The sequence below is a fragment of the Okeania sp. genome (assembly GCF_983059655.1).
The window spans coordinates 1-2,635 of the sequence record NZ_CEZPJD010000966.1; the positions used below are offsets into that span (position 1 = coordinate 1).

At 38.5% G+C, this 2,635-nt stretch carries 1 protein-coding gene; it reads right to left on the reverse strand.

Annotated elements, in window-relative coordinates; all coding sequences use genetic code 11:
• Nucleotides 1–2,441, reverse strand: a 2,441-nt coding sequence (locus AC3DU7_RS30710) for an HAD-IC family P-type ATPase (RefSeq protein WP_488043024.1), incomplete at its 3' end; no start/stop codon positions are given.
• Nucleotides 2,442–2,635 lie beyond the last annotated feature (194 nt).

Sequence of the window (2,635 nt, forward strand, 5' to 3'; positions counted from 1 at the left end):
AATAATAAACACCACACTAAAGCTACCCAACTAATCACAACATAATCATGGGCACTTAGTAAAGATAATTCAAAAAATTGACGTAGAGGTGGAACAGCTAAAATTATCACATAGATTCCTAGCAATGCCAAGGCAACTAGGGAATAACGCCAGTCTCTACTCAAAGGCTCTCCACCAACCCAAGCTCTTGTTGGGGGCTTCATAAAAGGCACGAGGAGTAGACCACACAAAACCATAATAGTTACTAAGGCACTACGAGGAACAGAAAGAAGCTGATTACTAATAACCACACTATTATCTATCAGATTATTTTCCTCAAGAGAACCCAACACTGTCACAACTAAATAACCCAAATAAACACCCAAAGCGACAAGAGTAAGACTCAAAGTAGCAGGTAAAGTAAAATGGAGTAGCGATCGCACCAAACTACGACGAGGCAGCATCCCTGACTTTGCCCACAGAGGAATACAAAAACTAGGAAAGCCCACTGAAATGAGAGTAACAACCGCACTATGCTTATTTAATAATGGAAAAGTACCACCAACAAATCCTGTAGCAAAAATCAATAAGCTCACACAAAACACTCTAATCATAAACAGTTTCAATACATCCTGTATACCATTACGAATGCGTTGTCCTTCCAGAAAAGTATGAGGCAAAGACCCAAAAGAATTTTTCAGCAAAACAATATCCGCCACACTACGAGTGGCCTTACTACCGCCCTCCATAGCGATCGCCAAATTTGCCTCTTTCAATGACAGAACATCATTAACTCCATCTCCAATCATGGCTACATAATGACCTTGCTCCTTAAAGCTACGAATTAATCTAGCTTTCTGATCGGGAGTAACACGGCCAAAAATTGTATTAGCTTCTGCGGCTTGGATAAACTGAGCTTCATCTAGTTCGTCCAACTCCGCTCCAGAAATAACTTGAATATCTGAGCCAATTCCTGCTTGTAAGGCCAAAGTAGCCACCGTTTGAGGATTATCTCCTGAAATTACCTTCACTTCTATTCCCGCTTCAGAAAAACCATGTATTGTTTCACGAGCTTCTGGCCTTAGTTCATCTTTAAAGCTAATAATTCCCAGAGGAGTTAATTGAGTAGGTAGTTGTGGATTTTCCAAATCATTATTCAAGCTATTAATATTTGGGCTATGAGTAAATAAAAGGACTCGAAGACCCTGTTGAGCTAATTCTTGAATTTGCTGAGTAACTTCTGTACTCAGAGGTGTAACTGTCGCTAATACTTCTGGAGCGCCAAGAATGTATGTTCCAGAATCTGAACTTTCCTTTTGGCTCTCAAAACTCATACCACTCCATTTACGAGCTGAAGTAAAAGGAATTTCTGCAATTAGCTCCAGTCGATGTCCAGAGCAAACTTCTTCTACAGCTTCAATTGTTTGATTTTTCGCAGCGGTACTAGCTGCATAATCACCCAACAAATTTCGTAACTTAATTTCATTAATTCCTATGGGATAAACAGTCTGTAAACGAATTCGGTTAGCTGTTAATGTGCCAGTTTTGTCCAAGCATAAAACATCTACATTACTCAATGATTCCACAGCATTAGCCTGCTGGATCAGAACTTCCTGCCCCACCATTTTGACTGCACCCAGGGCATAAGCGAGAGTGATAGCCAAATAAAGCCCACTTGGTACTAGGCCAGCAATTACTGCAGCATATTGAACACTGTCAGCAAATGTATAAATCGTTATAAACCAGTTAATAGCAACGAGTATCCACAGAAAGCATGACAAGAGTAAAAATACTCTAATTACCAAGTTAATTTCTTGTTGGAGGGGGGTGTAAATTTGGCGGAATGCTCTGGCACTAACTGTTAATTGATAGGCCAAACTTTCAGTTCCTACTTTTTGAGCTTCATAACAAGCAGTACCACTAGCACAAAAACTACCAGAATAAACTGGTTGTCCCACTTGTTTTGGAATTAGATCCGATTCTCCAGTTAGTAGTGATTCATCCACTTCAATTCGGCCTTCTCCTACTATTTGGCCATCTACCACTATTTGATCTCCAGCTTGAGCAACTAATATATCCCCGACTACGATTTCACTGGGATCAATGTTTTGTTGTTTACTTTCTCGAATAACGGTAGCTAATGGTCTTGTTAATAGAGCAATTTGATCTAATTGTTGTTTAGCCCATATTTCTTGGCAAACACTAACTACAACACCACCTAAAATAACCACTATCACAAGGAAAGCATCACCATAACGAGAAAGAAAGATTAAAACAAGACTAATAGTTAAGAAAACAGCATTGATAAAAGTAAACAGGTTTTCCTTTAATATCTGGCTATAGGAGCGACTTGTATTTAATTTTACCTGATTTCCTAGACCTGCACTACGACGAGTAATAACTTCGTTTTCTGTAAGTCCTTGAGTAATTGAGGTCTGGTTGATATCTTGGCGATCTATCATGGCATTTGTGCTAAATTTCTCAAAAAAAATTATTTGTTAACAGTTTCAGCCAAAGTTTTTGATCTTCAATTAATATCATGTCCGGATAATTAATGATAAAAAAACTTTTATAGCAATGTGCGCTGGCATATTTACAAAATTCAGGAACTGTCCAATAGCTAAAAGTTTTATATAATAAGCTTTTTATCCCCCCT